The organism is Brevundimonas sp. AVps4 (genome assembly GCF_058681525.1).
This window is the reverse complement of record NZ_CM178741.1, coordinates 378,021-392,947: the sequence shown is the minus strand read 5'-3', so window position 1 is coordinate 392,947 and position 14,927 is coordinate 378,021. Positions and strand designations below refer to the sequence as shown.

The following is a 14,927-nucleotide window of genomic DNA, read 5'->3' as shown; positions in this document are numbered from 1 at the left end:
CACCTGGCGTGAAAGGGCTCCGTGGTCACGGAGCCCTTTTTTCGTGTTCGGAACTCGCCACAAGGCGCGGCGTTGAAAAACGACCAAAGAATGTCGTGAAAATGTCTGTTGGACTCCCGCCCTGCATGGTGCAAGCTGGAGAACAGCGGACGGTGGGGAGACCGAATGCGTGTAGCGGCCTGGTTGTTTGGAGTGGCAAGCGTGCTGGCGTCCGCCGGCGCGGTCGATGCTCGCGCCCAGGCCTGGGTCCCCGACGCCTTTGACGCCGCACCCGAAACCGGATCGAACGTCACGGCTCGGTTGAACGAACAGCAGAGTTTTCGGGTCTCTCCCGACGCGCCCTTCGGCCCTGAGATCGAGATGAAGACGCCCCTGGCGATCTCGGGTGAGGCTCAAGGGATCGCCGCCAGCACCCGCCGCGACATCTGGATCGACCGCCAAGGCTTCACCGATCGGCTCAGCCTAGAGACCGCGGGCCGCCTGACACGCGCCGACGGCTCCCCTCTGCCGGTCACCCTCCAGGACCGGGCCGTTTTGGAGCCCGAAGCCTATGATCTGCGCTATGTGCGCGGCTTCCGCAGCGCGGTCGGCCGCACGGCCTCTGGCCTGGAGGTCAGTCTGACGCCCCATGCCGGCGTCGGCCTGGGCAGCGAGGGCGGATCGGCCGAGGCCGGCGCCACTTTGAAGATCGGCGAGGGGCTAGACCGCCTGGCGCCCGACGGCGACGCCCGGTTCGGCCAGCGTCCGCGCTGGTACCTGTATGCCGCCGGCTCGGGCCGCGCCGTCGGCTATAATTTCGCCCGCACTCGCGACGGCGACTACGCTCGATCCGGCTACACTCAGGACCGCGGATCCTTCCTGGGCGACGCCTCCGTGGGGGTGGCCTATCGCCGTGGCGCGGTCCAGACCTCGGTCGGTCTGGTCTATCGCGAAATCGACGCCGGCAAGGGGCTGCGCGGCATGAACGGGCTGGACACCGACGTGGATGAGGGGCTGATCGCCTTCCAGCTCTCGATCAAGCCTCGCCGCTGATCGCGTCCGGATCGGGGCCTCAAGGCGCTTCCGACACCGCGACCCCCTCCCGTCGAGGATCGGCCCCGCCGTCCCAGCGGCCGTCGCGCCACATCGCGCCATGCAGGCCCGAGGTCTCCGTGGCGTTGGGCCTCAGCCCCATGCCGGCCGCTCCCAGGGCTTGGGCGATGTCCGGCGGGATCTGCGCCGTATCAGCGCCGACCGAACCGCCCCGCACCACCAGATTCGGCAGGGCGATCGCCTCCTGGACCGGCAGGTTCCAGTCGATCATCCCGACCAGGGCCTTGGCCACATAGGCCAGGATGCTGGACCCGCCGGACGACCCGATCGCCCCGACCAGACGCCCCTGTCGATCCAGGATCAGAACGGGGGTCATGGACGAGCGCGGCCGCTTGCCCGCCGCTACGGCGTTGGCCGCCGGATGGCCGTCTTCGGACGGGGTGAAGGAAAAGTCGGTCAGCTGATTGTTCAGGAAGAAGCCCTCGACCACCCGCCCGTCGCCGAAGATGCTTTCGACCGTGGTGGTCATGCTGACCGCATTCCCGTCCGCATCGACGATGACCATGTGCGAAGTGCCTCCGGGCTCGGCCGTGGCGTCCGCGCTGCGCGGTGCAGAGCCGGGCGGCGCGCCCGCCGGAACCGGCCCGTCGATTTCCGGGACCAGGGCCGCGCGCTGGGTCACATAGGCCGGGTCCAGCAGCCCGGCGACCGGCACCCCGACGAAATCGGCGTCGCCGACATAGCGGTCGCGGTCCGCATACATCAGTCGTTGCAGGCGCCCGAAGGCCACCCAGGCTTCGGGGCTGTCGGCCCCCTTCTGGATGTCGGGCGTGTGTTCCGCCATGGCCAGAAACTGCAACAGGGCCACCCCGCTGGACGGCGGGGGCGGAACGCAAATCAGATAGATCCGATAGGGCCGGCACAGGGCGTCCCGGCGCAGCGGACGATAGGCGGCGATGTCCGCCTCGGTCAGGCCGCCCGGCCGCGGACCCTCGGCGACGGTGCGGGCGATCTCCTGGCCGATGCGTCCCCCGTAGAAGACGCCGGGCCCCTCGGTCGCCAGGGCTTGAACCGTCCGGGCGTAGGCCGGATTGCGCATCACGTCCCCGGTCCGGTAGCGGCGGCCGTCTGGGCCGGTGAACAGGGCGGTCGCCCAACGGGTCTTGGCCTGGGGCGATGACCCATTGATCATGCCCGCCAGGCGCGGACTGACCACAAAACCGTCGCGCGCCAGCCGTTCTGCGTCGTCGAACAGATCGCGCCAGGCCAGCCGTCCCTGATCCTGATGGGCCATGGCCAGCATGGCCACCGCCCCCGGCGCTCCGGCCGATCGGCCCGACAGTATGGCGTCGATGAAGGGCAGGGGCTCGCCGTCTTCATAGAACAGTTCGGGCGTGGCCGAGGCGGGGGCCGTCTCGCGCCCGTCATAGGCGGTGATCCGGCCGGTCTTGGCCTCATAGCTCATCAGAAAGGCCCCGCCCCCCAGGCCCGACGATTGGGGTTCCACCAGCCCCAGCACCGCCTGGACGGCGACCGCCGCATCCACCGCCGAGCCGCCCCGGCGCAGCACCGTCATCCCGGCCTCGACCGCCAGCGGGTTGGCGGCGGCGACGAACGGCCCCCGCGCGATCGACGGGGCCCCGGCCGGGTCCGACCGCGCCTCCAGCGAAGGCGCCGCGGCCGGGGTCTGGCATCCGGCCAAAAGCGTCGGAACGGAAACCGCCGCGACCAACAGGGACACGAGACGACGACGCAAAAACAACATTCAGGCGGTCCGACAGGGGGAGAGGTCCGGGCGACGTGGCCCGCCAGGGGACCACGCCGATCAACCCCGCTACAGAAACTGCATTCCCCCGCTTGCGTCCACCCCGTTCAGCGGCTAAAGACCCGCCCTCGCCGCAAGGCAGACGCACCCGTAGCTCAGCTGGATAGAGCACCAGACTACGAATCTGGGGGTCAGGAGTTCGAATCTCTTCGGGTGCGCCATTTCGGTTTAAAAAACCGAGAACTCCGCCAGCGGCGACGTAACCCCCAATTTCACTGGACGCTAAGGCCCTTAGAAGCTCGGCTCCCGAACCGATTGCTGATGACGTCGCGCGAGAGCGCTTAGGTGACGCCGCCAATGTCGCAGGGGGCGCTCTGATCTGTCATGTGCTGGTTTCCTGTCGAGATATTCGATAGCAAGACCGAAGTCTTTTTGATCAGAATGGGAGCGTTGCCGTCGAATGTCGTGCTTGCCACCCGTCGGCTTGACCCTGCTTCGCACGCCGCGCCTCGGCGATGCGCGAGGGTGGTTTATGGAGACCTATTCTGAAATCTGGGCGGAAGCCGCCGGCGTTCGCGTACGCTTCGTCCAGGATAACCAGTCCTTTTCGGCGGCTGAAGGCACGATCCGGGGGCTGCATTATCAGCGACCGCCGCACCCCCAGGCTAAGCTGGTGCGGTGTGTGCGCGGCTCCATCATGGACTATGCGGTGGATGTCCGGCGTGGATCGCCGACCTATGGCCGCCACGTGGCGGTGCGGTTGACCGCGGATGGGGGCGAGCAGCTGTTTGTGCCGGTCGGTTTCGCACACGGCTTCATCACGCTCGAGCCGGATGTAGAAGTCGCCTACAAGGTCAGCGACGTCTATGCGCCCGACTGTGACGGCGGTCTTGTCTGGAACGACCCCCAGATCGGCATAGATTGGCCCTTGCCGCCCTCGGGCGCCGTTCTTTCGGACAGGGACAGGGCCTTACCCGCCTTGGCGGATTTCCACAGTCCGTTCGAGTATGACGGTCGTCCGATGGAGCTCTTGCCTCCACTGTGATCCGGGAGAGACAATCGATGCGTATCCTGGTCACCGGCGGCGCCGGTTTTATCGGCTCGGCCCTGGTGCGGCGGCTGATCGCGCATACGGACCATGAGGTCCTGGTCTATGACAAGCTTACCTATGCGGGCGTACTGAGTTCTCTGGAGCCGGTGGCGTCCAGCAACCGCTATTCCTTCGTCCAAGCCGACATCTGCGACGCCGAGGCCGTGGCCAAGGCCATGCGGGACTTCAAGCCTGACGTCGTCGCCCATCTGGCGGCCGAGAGCCATGTGGATCGTTCGATCGACGGGCCGGGCGCCTTCATCCAGACCAATATGGTCGGGACTTTCGTCATGCTGAACCAGGCCCTGGGCTATTGGCGCGGCCTGGACGAGGCCGCCAAGGCGCGCTTCCGCTTCCACCACATCTCGACCGACGAGGTGTTCGGCTCGCTGGGCGACGAGGGCTTCTTCACCGAGACCACCCCCTATGATCCCCGCTCGCCCTATTCTGCGTCCAAGGCCGGGTCGGACCATCTGGTGCGGGCCTGGGGCCACACCTACGGCCTGCCGGTGCTGGTGACCAACTGCTCCAACAACTACGGCCCCTATCACTTCCCTGAGAAGCTGATCCCGCTGATCATCATCCGGGCCCTGAACGGCGAGCCCCTGCCGGTCTATGGCGACGGGTCGAACGTGCGCGACTGGCTGTTCGTCGACGATCACGCCCGCGCCCTCCAGGCCGTGTTCGAGACCGGCACGCCCGGCGAGACCTACAACGTCGGGGCCAATGCCGAGCGGAAGAATATCGAGGTGGTCACCGCCATCTGTTCGATCCTGGACCGCTTGCGGCCTAAGGCCGAGGGTCAATACGCCGACCAGATCACCTATGTGACCGACCGTCCGGGCCATGATCATCGCTACGCCATCGATGCGTCGAAGATCCGGTCCGACCTGGACTGGACTCCGTCTGTGACCTTCGAGGAAGGGATCGAGCGGACCGTGACCTGGTATCTGGAGAACCAGACCTGGTGGCAGGACATTCTCGACGCCCGCTATTCGACCCAGCGCCTCGGTGTCGCCAATGGCTGATCCGGTCCACATCCTGATCACGGGCGGGGCCGGTCAGGTGGGACTGGAGCTTCAGGCCGCCGCCTGGCCGGAGGGCGTCGTGCTGCACGCCCCGACGCGGGCCGAACTGGACTTGGGCGACGCCGCTTCGGTGCGGGCCGCCTTCGCCGCCACGCCTTTCGCGGCCGTGATCAACTCCGGCGCCCATACGGCCGTGGACAAGGCCGAGACAGAGGTCGCCGCCGCCTTCGCCGCCAACGCCATGGGACCGGCGGTTCTGGCCGACGCGACGCGCGAGGCGGGGATCCCGCTGATCCAGGTCTCGACCGACTATGTGTTCGACGGGTCCAAGGATGGTCTCTATGTCGAAACCGATCCGGTCGGGCCTCTGGGCGTCTATGGCGCCTCGAAACTGGCCGGTGAACTGGCGGTGCGGGCCGGCAATCCCCGCTCTGTCGTGTTGCGCACCGCCTGGGTGCTCAGCGTCCACCGCGCCAACTTCCTCAAGACCATGCTGCGCCTCGCCGCCGACCGACCGGCGCTGCGGGTGGTGGGCGACCAGCACGGCTGCCCGACATCGGCGCGCGACATCGCCGACGCCTTGAAGACCATCGTCCTGAGAATGATCGCTGACGCCGACGCCCCGACCGGCGTCTATCAGTTCGTCAACGTCGGCGAGACCACCTGGGCCGGACTGGCCCAAGAGATCTTCGCCCTCAGCGCCGCGGCCGGCGGCCCGTCCGCCACCGTCGACGCCATCCCTTCGTCCGAATACCCGACCCCGGCCCGGCGCCCGTCGAACTCGCGCCTGTCGACCGAGAAACTGACCCGTGACTACGGGATCGCGCCCCGCCCCTGGCAGGTCGCCGTCGCCGAGATCGTCCACGAACTGCACGCCGAAAGGACCGCGCCATGAAGGGCATCATCCTGGCCGGAGGAACCGGCACCCGCCTGCATCCGATGACCCTGGTCACCTCCAAACAGCTGATGCCGGTCTACGACAAGCCGATGATCTATTATCCGCTGTCGACCCTGATGCTGGCCGGCATCCGCGAGGTGCTGATCATCTCCACCCCGCGCGACACGCCTAGTTTCCAGGCCCTGCTGGGCGACGGCTCGCAGTGGGGCATGGAAATCCAGTACGCGGTCCAGCCCTCCCCCGACGGTCTGGCCCAAGCCTACATCATCGGCGCGGACTTCGTCGGCGACAGCCCCTCGGCCCTGATCCTGGGCGACAACATCTTCTACGGCCACGGCGTCACCGACCTGTTCACCAGCGCCATGAGCCGACCGGACGGCGCGACCGTCTTCGCCTATCATGTTAACGACCCGGAACGGTACGGCGTAGTCGAGTTTGACGAACGCATGCGCGCCCTGTCGATCGAGGAAAAGCCCAAGGCGCCCAAATCCAACTGGGCTGTTACAGGTCTTTATTTCTACGATAACGACGTGGTCGAGATCGCCCGCAGCCTGACGCCGTCAGCCCGGGGCGAGCTGGAGATCACCGACGTCAACCGCATCTATCTGGAGCGCGGGAAACTGTCTGTGGAGATCATGGGGCGGGGCTACGCCTGGCTGGATACGGGCACCCCGGACGCCATGCTCGACGCGGCCCAGTTCGTGCGCGTGCTGGAGCAGCGCCAGGGGTTCAAGATCGCCTGTCTTGAGGAAATCGCCTATCAGCAGGGTTTGATCGAGGCGGCTCAGCTTGAACGACTGGCCAATCGAATCGGCGCCGGCGCCTACGGGGAATATCTGCGCAGTCTGCTTAAGGTCAGGCCTTAGAGCCTGATCGGCGTCAGATTAGGCCGAGAGCCTGATTCTTCAGCCCGAATCCGGCCCGCGATGAAGTCGGATGCAAGGCGTCCTGAGAGTCAGACGTCGCGCCATTCCCTATAACCGCTTCACCAGCCGGCCGAGATTATCCCTGGGCGGCGCGCAGGCCGTCGGCGGAGGCTTGCTGGAGAGCGGGCCGTTTTTGGCCGCCGGAGGCGATGATGCGGTCGATCCGGGCTTTTTCGGCGCGGAAGGCGGCCAGGTCGGCGCCGGACAGTTCGGTGCCTTCCTGAGTTTTGACGCCGGCCGGATTGATCCGCTGACCGTTGCGCCAAATTTCGTAGTGAAGGTGCGGACCGGTGGAGGCGCCGGTCGAGCCGACATAGGCGACGATCTGGCCCTGGCTGACCCGCTGGCCGGCGCGGATGCCGGCGCCGTAGCGGGACAGGTGGCCGTAGCCGCTTTCCAGACCGTTGTTGTGGCGAATGCGCAGCCAGTTGCCGTAGCCGCCCCAGCGGCGCGCCTCGACCACCACGCCGTCGGCGGGGGCGACGACCGGCGTCCCGGTGCCGGCGGCGAAGTCGATGCCCTGGTGCATCTTGCGATAGCCGGAAATCGGATGGGTCCGGAAGCCGAAGCCCGACGACACGCGCCGGAAGTTCTGCAGCGGGGTGCGCATCATGGCCGAACGCAGGTTCTTGCCCGAGGCGTCGAAGAACTGCGCCTCTTTGGCGCCGGCCGGCTTGAAGCGATAGAAGGTCACGCCGCGCAGTTCGGCATAGACCAGATCGCCCACGGCGACGGTGCGGCCGGCCTCGGTCACGTCCCGGTCGAAGACCATGGTGAACTCGTCCGAGGCGCGGATGTCGCGTTGCATGTCGAACTTGGTGGCGAACAGTCGGCTGGCGGCGCGGACGATGGAGGCGGTGGCGCCCAGTTCGCGGGCGCTGGCGGACAGGGAGCGTTCGACGTCCCCCTTCAGCACTACGGTCTCGTGGGTGACCTTTTCCTCAAGCGAGCGCAGGCGCAGGGCGCCGTCGAAGCTGCGCGACACCGTCAGCTGGCTGGCCGGGCCGGTTCGCATGGTCAGGCCGATCAGGCGGGCGTCGCCTCGGCCGTCGCGCGGCTTGGCGATGGCGGTCTCGAAACGAAGGCCGGCGCGCAGATCGGACAGGTCGAAGGCGTTGGCGACGGTGGCGGCGACGGCGCTGGCCTCTTCCGGGGCGACGCCGGTGCGGCGCACGGCCTCTTCAAAGGTTTCGCCGCGACGGATCTGGACGGGAACGGCCTCCGGGGCGGTCATGCCGGCCGGAGCATTGGCGGCGGCGAAGGCCTGAACCTCCATGGCGGCCATCTGGGCCGAGGAGGGGACGGGAACTTCTTCAGCCTTGGCGGGTTGATAGACTCTGCCGGCCAGAAGCGCCACCGAGACCGCGGCGGCGGCGGTCAGAGCGTGCGGGGCGAGGCGCATCGGCTGTCGGCGAGGGTCGAACTGAGCCATCGGTCTCGTCGTGCTGCAACGCCAAAGGCGTCAAACCATAGTCACCAAACTGCGCCGCATTCCTGAAAATGCGAAGGCTAGGCCTATACCTCGCCTGTTCCACTTTGGGAAGGCGGTTGCTTACAAGGCGTTAAGAGACGGCTCAAGCCCGTAAGGGTGCGTAGTCGTCCTGCCCCCGTTCTATAGGTCGCCCTCTTATCGCCCCGCTTGGCTGCAACGGAAGATGAGAACGGACGTTGCGGATGCGCGTCTTCAAGGCGACGCTTGGGGCGTAAATCTTCATCGGGGGCAGCGATGGCGGTCTGGAAAATGGTTCTTTCGCTTTCCGGTCTGGACGCTTGACCGATACGACGACGCCATCCGACCGGTCGCGTCCGCCGTCCCGGCGGAACGATCCGCTGCGTCGGCTCGGCCGCGTCGCCGGCGTTGTGGTGCTGGTCGTCGCCCTCCTGCTGGCGGCGCTTTATCTGAATCGTCGAGCGGCGGCGCGCGAGGTCCTGGTGGGTTGGCTGGACCGGCGCGGGGTCCAGGCGGAGGTCGAGGTCGAGCGGATCGAGCTGGACGGCTTCGTCGGGCGTGTCCGCATCGGCGATCCCAAAAATCCGGACGTGACGGTCGAGCGGGTCGAGGTGGACTACGCCGTGGCCTGGCCCTGGTCGAAGACGGGGCTGGGAGTGACGCCCAGCCGCGTTCGACTGGTCAGGCCGGTGATGCGCGCCAGTTGGAAGGACGGGAAGCTGGCGTTCGGATCTCTGGACCCGGTGATCAAATCCTTCACGGGCGGCCCGCCGCGTCCGGATGCGCGCGCGCCCCTGATCATCGTCGAAGACGGCCGGGCGCTGTTGGAGACGGACTACGGCGCCGTGCGGATTCTGGGCGATGCGCGGGTGGACGACGGCAAGCTGACGCGGCTGAAGGCGGCGGTTCCGGCGACCGTGCTTCAAAGCGGCGAGGTTCAGGCCCAGGGGTTCGCCGCTGCGATCGATCTGACGACGACCGGCGACCGGGTGAAATTGAGGTTGCGGGGTGAGGCCGAGCGTTTCGTCGGCGCCGGCCTGAGCGGGCGTCGCGCCCTGCTGAGCCTGGACGGAGACCTGCCTTATCCGGATTTGAAGACGCGACGCGGCGATGGTCGCGCGCGCCTCCATGCGCGTTTGACGGGCGAGGTTCTCGGCCTGGGGGCGACCCAGGCGCGTGATACAGAGATCCAGGCCCGGTTCGACGGCCGAACCGCCGGATGGATCGAAGACTTCCAGCTGGACGGCGAGACCGGCCTGGCCTTGACGGCGGCGGCCGTGGACGGCCCCGGCCTGAAGGCGACGCAGGCGCGGGTCCGAGCCGAAGGCGGACGCCTTGAGGTCAAGCGCGCAGACGCCCTGGGCTGGGGGCTGGAGACGCCGCTGGTCCTGACCGCGGAGGCCGGCGCGGCGGGCGGGGTCGAGACGCGCGGTCTTTCGATCCGTTCCGGAGCCTTGACGTTGGGCGGGCGCGACGCGGCTTTCGAGGCGACCGGGCCGGTCAAGGCCGGTTTCGACCGTATCGGCTGGGGCGACCTGACGTTAAGGCGTGGGACCGCCGATCTGAGCCTGGACGTCGTCAAGGACGAGGCGGTCCGCATCGTCGCCCAGGGCGCGATCCGGTCGGCGGACGGCGCCTGGCCCCTGTTCGGGCCGGTTGGGCCCGACGACATCGCCGAACTGGCCGAGATGAAGCGGGCGTTGGGCGGTTTCGCCCTGAACGCCCCGGCGGTTCGCCTGGTCACAGGGTCGGCCGGGACGGAGGCCAGCGTCCTGCGACCGGTCACGGCCAAGCCCGCCAACGGCGGCGTGTTGACCCTGTCGCAGCCGGCGGGCCAGACCGCCTACGCCGCCGAGCCGGGACGGCTGGGCGGCGGCGCGCTGAGGCTGGTGGCGACGCGGGGACGGGGACTGCCGGAAATGGCGGTGGACGTGCCGCAGTGGCGGCTGACCGACGCCGGCTTCGAGGCTCAGCTGGACGGCCGTGCGCGACTGGATTTCGACGTGGCGCGCGGGATCGACGCCAGGACGCGGGGGCTTCTGGCCCTTGCGGACGGACGGATCACCTACACCACCCCCGAATGTGTGGACCTGACGGTCGAACGGCTGGAGCTGGACGAGAACGACGTCCATGAAGTCGCCGGCGCCCTCTGTCCCACGGACGCGCCCTTGCTCAGCGCCAAGGAGGGGGTCTGGCGCGTCGTCGGCGGCTTTGATCGCCTTTCGGCCCAGGCGCCCTTCCTGGGCATGCGGTTCGAAGGGGCCGCCGGTCGGGTGACGGTGGACGGCGCATCCTCCGGCGTGGGGCTGACGGCGACGGTGACCCAGGCGCGGGCGGTGGACGCCCTGACCCCGAAGCGGTTCGAACCGCTCGCCGCCGTCGGACAGGTGCGGCTGGCCGAGGAGGTGTGGCGCGGCGGTTTCGACCTGGAAGGGACCGGCAAGGCGGCGGGGGCCGCCATGGGGCGCTTGACCCTGACCCACGACGGCCGCAGCGGCGCCGGCGGCCTCCAGATTTCGGTTCCCCAGGTGACCTTCGTCGAGGGCGGCCTGCAACCAGCCATGCTGACGCCCCTGGTTGCAGACCTGGTGCAGTCGCCCGTGACCGGTTCGGTCGCCTTCGAGGGCCGGTTCGACTGGACCAAGACCGCCGAACCCACGTCGAGCGGGCGTCTGAGCGTGCCGGGGCTGGACTTCGTCAGCCCGGCCGGGGCGGTCAAGGGCGTCAAGGGCGACATCGTCTTCACCAGCCTGACGCCGCTGATCACCGCGCCGGATCAGAAGCTGACGGTGGACAGTCTGGCCGTGGGGACGGAGGCGACGGATCTGGACCTGACCTTCGCCGTCGACGCAGCCGGGATCAAGATCTCCGCAGGCTCGGTTCAAGCCGGCGGCGGCGTCGTCTCGGTGGAGCCGTTCGTCGTGCCGCTGGACGCCGCCCAGCCCTATGACGGGGTGGTGGTGCTGGACCGGGTCCAACTGGGCGATGTGGTGGCCGACACCGGTTTCGACGACAAGGTGGTGCTGGATGCGGTGGTCTCGGGCCGTCTGCCCTTCACCATGGACCCCAAGACAGGACTGACGATCCGCAACGGGAGCCTGGCGGCGGTTCAGCCCGGGCGGCTGTCGATCAAGCGCGAGGTTCTGACCGATGTGGACGCCGGCGGAGGCGGGGCGGAGGTGCCGCCGAACATGGTCGAGGATCTGGCCTATCAGGCGATGGAGAACCTGGCCTTCGACGTGCTTAGCGCCGATGTGAACAGTCTGGACGGCGGGCGGCTGTCGGTCCTGTTCCGTATTCGCGGCCGGCACGCGCCGCCCCAGCGTCAGGAACTGCGTCTGACCCTGGCGGAGCTGATCAGTCGCGAATTCCTCAAGCGGGAACTGCCCCTGCCGTCCGGCACCCAGATCGACCTGACGCTGGATACGACCCTGAACGCCAATCAGCTGTTCTCGGATCTGCTGGCGGTGAATCGCGCCCGCCAAGGGCAGCAGGAAGAGGCGGCGCCGTGAGCCCGGCCATTCAGAGACCGTTCACGCGCAGCCGTGCTATTGCATCTTCAAACCTGATCGAGCCGGAGTCTAAGCCATGATCACCAAGCGCCAGTTGGCCGGACTGGGCCTCGGAGCCGCCGCCGCCGCCGTCGTCGGCTGCGCCCCGACGGTCCGTCTGGAGGTTGCGCCCATCCAGATCTACGCCAAATTGGACGCAGACGTGCGTGTCCGGCTGGATCAAGAGTTGCAGCAACTGCTGCAACAGAACCCCAACCTCTTCTGATCGCCTCGCTTTTTCCTGAAAGGACAGGCTGACATGAGCTTTCGCAGATTTATCGCCGTCGGCGCCGTCGCCGCCGCCGTCTCCATGGCCGGCGCCGCCCTGGCTCAGACCAGCGCCCAAAAGGCCATGATCGATCAGGCCAAGGCCGCCGGGGTCGTGGGCGAACAGGCGGACGGCTATCTGGGCTTTCGCACCTCAAGCGCCGACGCCGATCTGCGCGCGGCCGTCGAAGCGACCAACGCCGGCCGCCGCGCCGCCTACGCCCGCAGCGCCGCCGAGGCGGGCGCCACCCCCGACGTGGCCGGGGCCCGGATGTTCCAGAGCCAGCTTCTGCCCCGGATTCCGGCCGGCCAATGGTATCGAAACGCCCAGGGCCAGTGGGTCCAGCGCTGAGGTCTTGAGCGGCCTGACGCCTCAGGCCGCCGCTCGCCGCGCCGAAAGCGCGGGCTTCAGCAGTCCCTCCGCCAGGGCGCGCACCACCGGCACGGCGACGGCGTCGCCCATCAGCTTCAGGGCCGCGCTCTGGCTGGGCGGCAACAGATAGTCGTCCGACACGCCCATCAGGCGCGCCGCCTCGCGGCCGGTCAGCCGCCGCACCCGGGCGCGTCCCTCGTCGCAGACGACGACATATTGGCGCGACGAACCGCCGGCGGGCGTTCTGAGGCAGCCCGCCAGGCCGTCGAACCGGATTTCGAGCCGCTGGACCTTGCGGCCGTTTTCTCGGCGAACCCGGCGATAGGCCGCGCCGACCGTGCGCCGGCCCGAGGCGATCGCCGCCTCCAGCCGGGCGCGGTGCAGCGGAGCGGCCAGGGCCAGGATCGCCTCGCCGTCGTCGAGCCAGACGGCGGTCTCGTCCGGTTCGAGCAGGGCGTCGAGATCAAGATTGCGGCGCGAGGGGACCGGCAGGCTCCACCAGGTCCAGGCGTCACGCGCCGCCTGCGGCAGACGGGCCTCAGCCGCGATCAGCCGGGACGAGTGGAAAGGCCCGTTCGGCGCGCGCGTCTGCGGCGCCGCCGCAGCAATCTCTTCGGCCATGGCGACGACGAACAGACGCGGGCGCGACTGGGGCAGCCAGTGGGCGGCGTCCATCTCCAAGGCCCCGATCCGCCAGCCGCCGGCCGCCATGGCCGTGCAGACGGCGGCGAAGTCCTCGCCCTGCGCTGCGCCCGAGGTCAACAGACCGATTACATTCTCCAGAACGATGATCCCGGGCGCGCGTCCCTCGCGCGACAAGCCCTCGATCAGACGCCAGAAACCCCAGAAGGCGCCGGACCGCCCCGCCGTCAGCCCGCCGCGCCCACCCGCCAGGCTGACGTCCTGGCAGGGGGACGAAGCCCAGGCCAGGTCCGGCGCGCCGGGCAGGTCCGCCGTCGTCAGGTCCCAGACGTCGCCCAGATGAAACGGGATCCGTGGATGATTGGCCGTGAAGGCGGCCGCCTTGGCCCGGTCCATGTCATTGGCGAAGACGGTCTCTATTCCCGAGACGCCGCCGGGATTCGCCCCGTTCAGGCCGAGGCCGGCCAAACCGCCGCCGGCGAAGAACTCGTATGCGGTCAGGCGAATCGACATTCCCGCACCATAACTCAGCCGCCGCCCTTGACCGAAGAGGATGTCGCCCACACTTGCTGGCCAATCGAGAGAGGTCTCCGCATGCGCCCGATCCCCGCCGCCCTGACGGCGATCATTCTGGTCCTGCCCCTGCTGGCGGGCTGCTATGATCGCAAGGATCAAGCGCCGGAGGCGGCGCCGCCGCCCGAGCCCGCCCCCGTGCTGGCGGGCGTCGATCTGGGCAAGCCGGTGCGCGCTCTCGGAACCGAACCCTTCTGGAGCGTCGAAATCACGCCGGACGGCCTGACCTATACCCGTGTAGATCAGCCGGCGCAGCATGCGCCGAACCGGGGCGCCACGGTGCAGGGCACGGTCGCCACCTACGCCACCTCTACCGATCTGAACGAAGCGCTAAACGTCGTCCTGATCGCCACCGAATGTTCGGACGGCATGAGCGATCGCACCTATCCGCTGACGGCCAAGGTCGAGATCGGCGACGACACCCTGACCGGCTGCGCCGCCTCGGTGGCGGCGTTGGAGGCGGCGCCGGCCCCCTGAAGCGTCCCAGCCGCAGGCGTCAGGCGGCGGGTCTCACCACCAGTCGGCTTCGCGCAGGGTGCGGGCGTAGCGGCGGCTGACCGGGACGTTCAGCCCGCCCTCCAAGGTCAGGGTGGCGCGGCCGTCGCCCCGGTCCACGGCGCGCACGGCCGAACGGGCCACCCACCAGCTGCGGTGGGTGCGGGCGCCCTCCAGCCCCTCCAACTCTTCGACCGCGTCGGACAGGCGCATCAGGATCAGGTCCGAGCCGCGATCGGTGTGAAGGCGCAGATAGTGGTCCTCGGCCTGAACGGCGTAGAGGGTCGCGCCCTTCAGCCTGGGCGGCAGGCGATCCAGAAAGCGCGCCGGACGGGTCGGCTGGCTGGGCGGCGCGGCGTGGGTCTGGACCGGCTGGGCGCGCCCCAGGAAGACGTTGACCGTCGTCACCGCCAAGGTGACGATCAGCACCGGGCCGAACAGCTGGGGCAGGGCGGCCAGCGGATAAAGGCGCTGGACGAAGAAGAGGCCCGTCGCGGCCCAGATGATCAGGCTCAGCGGGCCGGTGATCACCGCCGTCATCAGGCCGACCGTCAGCCACGGCCGGTCGTCCACCTCGATGAAGCGGGTGACCAAACCGCTGCACAGATGGCCCCAAAGACCGCCCAGGATCATCATCAGAACCCAATAGGCCAGCCGTTCCAGATAGGGCGCGCCGGCGCTGCCGAAGGCGCCGGTCGAGGCCAGGAAGACGCCGACCAGGACAGCCACGACAAGCCCGCGCAGAAAGGTTCGACGGCGGTCGGCGGCGGGTGACGTCATGAGGGCCTTCTGTCTTCCAAGGCCGATCTGAAACCATGATTTCCTTCAGGGCGGAAG

The 14,927-nt window shown here is 68.5% G+C and carries 13 protein-coding genes and 1 tRNA gene; 10 read left to right on the top strand and 4 right to left on the bottom strand.

The features are described 5' to 3' along the window. The first annotated feature begins 201 nt into the window (after positions 1 to 201). Positions 202 to 1,032 carry a lipid A-modifier LpxR family protein gene (locus ACW178_RS01930; protein ID WP_224761120.1) on the top strand — a complete coding sequence of 277 codons (831 nt, stop codon included), beginning with the start codon at positions 202 to 204 and terminating at the stop codon, positions 1,030 to 1,032. A 19-nt stretch (positions 1,033 to 1,051) separates the two neighbouring features. Here the strand turns inward: ACW178_RS01930 and ACW178_RS01925 are convergent, their stop codons facing one another. Next, the gene (locus ACW178_RS01925) at positions 1,052 to 2,797 is read right to left on the bottom strand and encodes a gamma-glutamyltransferase family protein (protein ID WP_492024810.1); all 1,746 of its coding nucleotides are present in this window, start codon (positions 2,795 to 2,797) and stop codon (positions 1,052 to 1,054) included. Positions 2,798 to 2,941: 144 nt separating this feature from the next. Between ACW178_RS01925 and ACW178_RS01920 the strand changes: the two genes are divergently transcribed. From ACW178_RS01920 to rfbA, 5 genes are all read left to right on the top strand, one after another. Next, positions 2,942 to 3,018, top strand: a tRNA-Arg gene (locus tag ACW178_RS01920). 311 nt (positions 3,019 to 3,329) lie between these two features. After that, a complete protein-coding gene (gene rfbC, locus ACW178_RS01915) occupies positions 3,330 to 3,842 on the top strand; it encodes a dTDP-4-dehydrorhamnose 3,5-epimerase (protein WP_492024809.1) in 513 nt (170 codons plus the stop codon). A gap of 17 nt (positions 3,843 to 3,859) precedes the next feature. Continuing rightward, positions 3,860 to 4,915 (top strand): dTDP-glucose 4,6-dehydratase, encoded by a 1,056-nt coding sequence (rfbB, locus tag ACW178_RS01910; RefSeq protein WP_492024808.1) that lies wholly within the window; start codon positions 3,860 to 3,862, stop codon positions 4,913 to 4,915. Continuing rightward, complete coding sequence (gene rfbD / locus ACW178_RS01905) at positions 4,908 to 5,810, top strand: dTDP-4-dehydrorhamnose reductase (RefSeq protein ID WP_492024807.1); 903 nt, start codon at positions 4,908 to 4,910, stop codon at positions 5,808 to 5,810. Before rfbB ends, rfbD begins: the two co-directional genes overlap by 8 nt. Beyond that, entirely contained in the window at positions 5,807 to 6,679 is an 873-nt protein-coding gene (rfbA, locus tag ACW178_RS01900; RefSeq protein WP_492024806.1) for a glucose-1-phosphate thymidylyltransferase RfbA, read from the top strand. The genes rfbD and rfbA overlap by 4 nt, the downstream gene beginning before the upstream one ends. 136 nt (positions 6,680 to 6,815) lie before the next feature. Here the strand turns inward: rfbA and ACW178_RS01895 are convergent, their stop codons facing one another. Continuing rightward, positions 6,816 to 8,171 (bottom strand): M23 family metallopeptidase, encoded by a 1,356-nt coding sequence (locus ACW178_RS01895; RefSeq protein WP_191558434.1) that lies wholly within the window; start codon positions 8,169 to 8,171, stop codon positions 6,816 to 6,818. Positions 8,172 to 8,509: 338 nt separating this feature from the next. Here ACW178_RS01895 and ACW178_RS01890 point away from each other — a divergent pair, with 338 nt between their 5' ends. From ACW178_RS01890 to ACW178_RS01880, 3 genes are all read left to right on the top strand, one after another. Further along, positions 8,510 to 11,701, top strand: coding sequence for an intermembrane phospholipid transport protein YdbH family protein (locus tag ACW178_RS01890; RefSeq protein WP_492024805.1), 3,192 nt, complete (start codon positions 8,510 to 8,512; stop codon positions 11,699 to 11,701). Between the two features lie 76 nt (positions 11,702 to 11,777). Further along, positions 11,778 to 11,966, top strand: a complete 189-nt coding sequence (locus tag ACW178_RS01885; protein WP_182713859.1) for a YnbE family lipoprotein — start codon at positions 11,778 to 11,780, stop codon at positions 11,964 to 11,966. Between the two features lie 33 nt (positions 11,967 to 11,999). After that, positions 12,000 to 12,359, top strand: a complete 360-nt coding sequence (locus ACW178_RS01880; protein ID WP_054764279.1) for a DUF1318 domain-containing protein — start codon at positions 12,000 to 12,002, stop codon at positions 12,357 to 12,359. Positions 12,360 to 12,380: 21 nt separating this feature from the next. Here the strand turns inward: ACW178_RS01880 and ACW178_RS01875 are convergent, their stop codons facing one another. Continuing rightward, entirely contained in the window at positions 12,381 to 13,535 is a 1,155-nt protein-coding gene (locus ACW178_RS01875) for a DNA cytosine methyltransferase (protein ID WP_182713860.1), read from the bottom strand. A gap of 81 nt (positions 13,536 to 13,616) precedes the next feature. On the opposite strand from ACW178_RS01875, the gene ACW178_RS01870 reads away from it, so the two are divergent. Beyond that, positions 13,617 to 14,072, top strand: a complete 456-nt coding sequence (locus ACW178_RS01870) for a COG3650 family protein (protein ID WP_287105422.1) — start codon at positions 13,617 to 13,619, stop codon at positions 14,070 to 14,072. 33 nt (positions 14,073 to 14,105) lie between these two features. On the opposite strand, the gene ACW178_RS01865 is transcribed toward ACW178_RS01870, so the two are convergent. Next, complete coding sequence (locus ACW178_RS01865; RefSeq protein WP_492024804.1) at positions 14,106 to 14,870, bottom strand: LytTR family DNA-binding domain-containing protein; 765 nt, start codon at positions 14,868 to 14,870, stop codon at positions 14,106 to 14,108. Positions 14,871 to 14,927: the final 57 nt, after the last annotated feature.